Consider the following 4,726-nt stretch of genomic DNA (forward strand, 5'->3'; position numbering starts at 1 on the left):
GGGATTCAGCGTGCCATGGCAGCGACGAAGCCGGGGCCGGCGACCTGCAGGCCGGCGCGCCCGATGGCGGCGCGCGCGAGATCAGGCCGGTCGGAAATCATGCCGTCCACGCCAAGCCGGATCATCCGGTCAAACGCCTCCGGCGCATTGACCGTCCAGGGCAGCACGGCGAGGCCGAGCGCATGAGCCTCACGGACATCGTCCTCCTCGAGCGTGGCATGAAACGGCGCCCAGCACACGGCGCCCGTGGCAGCCACGGCGCGCGGGAGATTGCCGCCAAATGCGCCTAGGTCGCAGCCATCGAGCCAGAGCGGGCCGGCGCTGACCGTTTCCGGCTCGGTCAGGCAGCAGCGGCGCAGCGCCGGCGCCGCCGCCGCCGCCGCACGCAGCACCCGCCAGTCAAAGGCGAAGAGCACGGCCCGGTCGAGCGCGTCGTGCCGGTTGAGGCAGGCGATCACCGCCTGGGCGATCCGCTCGGGCGGCGCGGTGAGGCCGGGACGGTCGGGGAAGGTTTTCACCTCGATCAGCAGATCCCGCCCGGACAGCGCGGCGATCACGGCATCGAGGGTGGGAATTCGCGCGCCGTCGGCGGGCGTCTGCTCCGGGTAGCGCGCCGCGTAGTCCGATCCCGGCCGCAGGTGGCCGACATCGAAGGTGCCTAGATCGGCGAGGGTGCGCTCGCGCAGCAGGGGGGCGGCATCCGGCGCGAGCCAGGCGCCGTCGGCATCGCGCGCGATATCGGGATTGAGGCGGGGATCGTGATGCACGACCGCGACGCCGTCGGCGGTAAGGCCGACATCGAATTCCGCGCCGGTCAGGTCGAGCGCGGCGATGCTCGCGAAGCCCTCCAGCGTGTTCTCCGGCAACAGGCCTCGGGCGCCGCGATGGCCGAACAACGCCATGGGGCGCGGGGAAGGCATTCGCTCATTCATGCGGTCGCTCCGTGATCAGGCTGTTTCGGCTTCGTCGACACGGGCATGGCCGCCCTCGCCCCGCCTGACCCGCAACCGCCGCGGGTGCAGGCGAATGACGCTGTCATGATGGGCGATCGAGACGATCTGCGTCGCCGGCAGGCGGGCGCGCAGCATCGCGAAGAGGCTGGCGGCGGCCTCCTCGTCGAGCGCGGACAGCGCCTCGTCGAGGAACAGCCAGTCTGGCTTCGCGACCAGCACGCGCGCGAGAGCGAGACGCTGCTGCTCGCCGCCGGACATGCGGAGCGACCAGTTGTCGACATGTTCAAGGCGCAGGCCGAGCCCGCCGAGACCGACATCATCGAGCGCGGCGCGCACCGCCTCGTCGTCCACATCGTATTCCTGCTGCGGATAGGCGACGGCGCGCTTGAGCGAGCCGAGCGGAAAATAGGGCTTCTGGGGAAGGAACATCGCCGTGCCGGACGGCCGGGAGACCCGGCCTCGGCCGAACGGCCAGATGCCGGCGAGCGCGCGGAACAGGGTCGATTTGCCGGTGCCGGAGGGGCCGGTGATCACGACCGGTTCGCCGCGCTCGATCGCGAGGTTGGCGCCGGCGAACAGTTCGCGCCCGTCCGGCAGGGAGACGGTCAGGTCCTCGGCGTGCAGCGCGGCATCCGCCGCCACGGCGACGTGGTCGGGCCGGTGCGCGTGCGCCAGCTTCACCGCGCGCTCGAACCCGTCGAGACGCTGCACGGTGGCGCGCCAGCCGACCAGTTGCGGGTAGGACGAGACGAACCAGGAGAACGAACCCTGCACGTTGCCGAAGATGTTGTTGATCTGCAGCAGCAGGCCGAGGGTGAAGAGACCGGAGAAATAACCGGGGGCGGCGATCAGGATCGGGAAGATGATCGCCACCTGGCTGAAGCCGATGGTGAAGAAGTTCAGCGCCTTGGTGCGCTTCATGATCTTCCACCAGTTCAGGTAGATCGCATGGAAGCGCTGCTTGAGGCCGACGCCTTCCTCGGCCTCGCCGCCATAAAGCGCGATCTGCTCGGTGTTCTCGCGCACGCGGATCAGGTTGAAGCGGAAATCGGCGTCGACCTGCTGCTGCTGGAAGCTCAGCGGGATCAGTTTCCAGCCGATCACATGGGTCAGGTAGGTGCCGACCAGCGAGTAGATGATCGCGATCCAGACCAGGTAGCCGGGGATGACCAGACCAAGGAGATGCAGCGGCGGCACCAGGAACCAGAGCACGAAGATGAAGCTGAGCAGGTTCACGATGTTCGAGATGAAGCTGATGCCGAGCGAGAGGTTGTTCGAGACGAAGCTGCGCAGGTCATCGGCGATGCGCTGGTCGGGGTTGTCGAGCGGGCTGCCGGCCTCGGCCTTCAGGCTGAGCTGGTAATGGGCGCGGTTGCCCAGCCAGTCGGTGACGAAATTCTCGGTGATCCAGCGGCGCCAGCGGATCTCCAGCATCTGCTGGAGGTAGAAGGCGTAGACGCCGACCAGGATGTTGAAGGTCGCGATCTCGGTGAAGCCGGGGACGAACCAGGGATAGCCCTTGATCATCTTGTAGGTGAAGATCGACTGCCAGAAACCCGCGGCGTCCTTCGCCTGCAGCGCGTTGTAGAAGATCTTGTACCAGTAGGAGAACAGGACGTTGAGATAGACCGAGATCAGGTTGAGCGCGATGATGGTGCCGAGCAGGGCCAGCGCCGCCCAGCGTTCTTCCGAGCTGAAATAGGGCTTGGCGAGGCGCCAGGCATCGGCGAGCGCGGCACCGACCGCTCGGAGGAATTTCATGGATGGGCCTCCGCCGCCCGGCCGATCGCCGAGAGCCAGCGCTGGAGGCGCGCCGCGTTCGTGCCGAAATCGGAATAGCCGTAGATCGAGTGGGAATAGAGGATGAGATCGCTGCCGCCGGCCGGGTCGGGGCGGATCTGGGCGATCACCACGTCGGGGAAATTGGCCGCCGGCGTGCGGGCCACCCAGGCCTGCTGCAGCCGGTCGGGAAAGGCGTCGAGCGTGTAGGTGCGTGGCTCGGCGCCGGCGACACGCGCGACCAGCGCGTAAAGCGCGGCAGGGGGCAGAGCGTAGCGCGGCGTGTCAAAGGCGGGTTTCGGGATGAAGCCGGCGGGGGCTGCAAGCGCCTTGTTCGGCGATGACGGCAGCGTGAGATGGGTGAAATCGACGAAACCGGGCGGCTTGACCCCGGCAGCCCCGGCCTTGCCGCAGGCAGGGAAGATCAGACTCAGCAGCAGCGGCAGGATGCCAACGGCCATCAGGTTTCCTCCGTTGTTTCGGCCTCGACGCCGGGCAGGCGCAGACGGATCACGCCGCGCATCGCGTCGGGGTCGACGGCCCTGCCCTTGCGAAGGATGATGATTTCGCCCCGGCGCGCAAGATCCCCGGCGGCACGGCGGACGGCGGCAAGATGGCGGCGCCAGGCGTCCGGCGCGGTTTCGCCGCGCGCGGCGGCGATCTGGCGGGCGGCATCGGTCGGACAGATCGAGGCGCCCGGACGGCGGTCCGCAAGGGTGGCGCGGATGGCGCGGCCAGCCTCGTCGGGAGTCGCGGGGGCGGAAGGCCTGGCGGAATGCGGAACGGCGGTCATCGCGCATTCTCTGGCCCGGATCGGGGCCTCGGGCAAGTTCCGGTCGCGGGTTCAGCCGTTCAGCCGCAGCCGCGCGCGCATCACATCCGCCGGCAATGCCGGGCCGACCCACGGTCCCTGAGCCTGGCCGATGCCGAGTTCGCGGGCCTTCTGCAATTCCGTCTCGGTCTCGATCCCGTCGATCGAGACGAGGACGTCGTAGCGGCGCGCAATATCGATCGCGGCACGGATCAGCACCACGTCCGGTCCGGCCGGATCGTTCACGAGCGCATGCGCCAGCCGGCGATCGAGCTTGAGGCCGGTGAACGGGAGCCGGGAGAGCAGCGCGAGGCCGCCGAACGCGTTCCCAAACCCTTCGAGGGTGACGCCGATTCCGGCTTCGCGCAGGCTGGCGATCTGCTGTTGCAACAGATCACCGCCGATGACGAGTTCGGCCTCGTCGATCAGGATGTCGATCCGGTGCGGCTCGATGCCCAGGGGATCCAAGGTCTGCAGCGCGACCTCGCCGATCAGGCCGTCCGCCAGCGCATGGCCGGACATCGGCACCGAAATCTGCCAGCGCGGCGGCCCGCAGGCCAGTTCTTCCGCCGCGATGCGCAGCGTGTGGCATAACATCTCGTGGCGAAGCGGCGCGCGGTCGATCCCGCGGAGGAGCGGCGCCACGGGCATGAGCCCGCGGCGGCGATTCGGCAGGCCGAGCCACAGTTCGGCCGAGACGAAGCCATCGCCGGGGGACGCGAGATCGAGCCGCGGCAGGTAGCGCAGAACAAAGCTGTCATTGCGGAGAGCCTCGGCGAGGCGGGCGGCGCGCTTGCGCTGCTCGCCCGCCTCGAGACGGCGAAGCGAGGCGCGTTCCCGACGCTCCGACTCGGTCCGCCCGGCGACAGGACGGCGCGACTGCACGGGCATCAGGCCAGAGGACGGCTGAAGGTCCGGAGACTGGGGTAAACTCAAGCGCCTTTGCTCCATCACGGCTGAACACCTGGCAGTGATGATGGCGCAGCGAGGTAAAATATAGCTTAACGGTGCAACATAAATGCGACCATCATCCTGCGGCGTCTCGATTTTTCAGACTGCGACCGTGTCGAGCAGGCGGGTCGTGCCGAGCCGCGCGGCGGCGAGGAGACGGGCGCCGTCGTCCGGAGCGGTCAGCGGCGCGAGGGTCCCGGCGTCCACCAGTTCGAGATAGTCGACGATGAAG

6 protein-coding genes are annotated in these 4,726 nt (G+C 68.5%); all 6 read right to left on the minus strand.

What is annotated here, in order from left to right:
* Positions 1 to 5: 5 nt before the first annotated feature.
* The 6 genes from APM_RS00790 to APM_RS23055 all read right to left on the minus strand — a co-directional run bounded on the left by APM_RS00790 (position 6) and on the right by APM_RS23055 (position 4,722).
* Positions 6 to 932 carry a glycerophosphodiester phosphodiesterase gene (locus APM_RS00790; protein ID WP_007421453.1) on the minus strand — a complete coding sequence of 309 codons (927 nt, stop codon included), beginning with the start codon at positions 930 to 932 and terminating at the stop codon, positions 6 to 8.
* A 15-nt stretch (positions 933 to 947) separates the two neighbouring features.
* On the minus strand, positions 948 to 2,714 hold the full coding sequence (locus APM_RS00795; RefSeq protein ID WP_007421454.1) for an ABC transporter ATP-binding protein/permease: 1,767 nt from the start codon (positions 2,712 to 2,714) through the stop codon (positions 948 to 950).
* On the minus strand, positions 2,711 to 3,193 hold the full coding sequence (locus tag APM_RS00800) for a DUF1499 domain-containing protein (RefSeq protein WP_007421456.1): 483 nt from the start codon (positions 3,191 to 3,193) through the stop codon (positions 2,711 to 2,713). The genes APM_RS00795 and APM_RS00800 overlap by 4 nt, the downstream gene beginning before the upstream one ends.
* Positions 3,193 to 3,525 carry a DUF3253 domain-containing protein gene (locus APM_RS00805; RefSeq protein ID WP_007421455.1) on the minus strand — a complete coding sequence of 111 codons (333 nt, stop codon included), beginning with the start codon at positions 3,523 to 3,525 and terminating at the stop codon, positions 3,193 to 3,195. The genes APM_RS00800 and APM_RS00805 overlap by 1 nt, the downstream gene beginning before the upstream one ends.
* A 51-nt stretch (positions 3,526 to 3,576) precedes the next feature.
* Complete coding sequence (locus APM_RS00810; protein ID WP_158004983.1) at positions 3,577 to 4,434, minus strand: EAL domain-containing protein; 858 nt, start codon at positions 4,432 to 4,434, stop codon at positions 3,577 to 3,579.
* 159 nt (positions 4,435 to 4,593) lie between these two features.
* Complete coding sequence (locus APM_RS23055; protein ID WP_267884483.1) at positions 4,594 to 4,722, minus strand: pantoate--beta-alanine ligase; 129 nt, start codon at positions 4,720 to 4,722, stop codon at positions 4,594 to 4,596.
* Positions 4,723 to 4,726: the final 4 nt, after the last annotated feature.

Source organism: Acidiphilium sp. PM, assembly GCF_000219295.1.
GTDB classification, from domain to species: Bacteria; Pseudomonadota; Alphaproteobacteria; order Acetobacterales; family Acetobacteraceae; genus Acidiphilium; species Acidiphilium multivorum.

Excerpts from the sequence above, each read along its gene's own strand:
- APM_RS00790 (WP_007421453.1), bottom strand. The coding sequence starts at position 932 with ATGAATGAGCGAATGCCTTCCCCGCGCCCCATGGCGTTGTTCGGCCAT.
- APM_RS00795 (WP_007421454.1), bottom strand. The coding sequence starts at position 2,714 with ATGAAATTCCTCCGAGCGGTCGGTGCCGCGCTCGCCGATGCCTGGCGC.
- APM_RS00800 (WP_007421456.1), bottom strand. The coding sequence starts at position 3,193 with ATGGCCGTTGGCATCCTGCCGCTGCTGCTGAGTCTGATCTTCCCTGCC.
- APM_RS00805 (WP_007421455.1), bottom strand. The coding sequence starts at position 3,525 with ATGACCGCCGTTCCGCATTCCGCCAGGCCTTCCGCCCCCGCGACTCCC.
- APM_RS00810 (WP_158004983.1), bottom strand. The coding sequence starts at position 4,434 with ATGCCCGTGCAGTCGCGCCGTCCTGTCGCCGGGCGGACCGAGTCGGAG.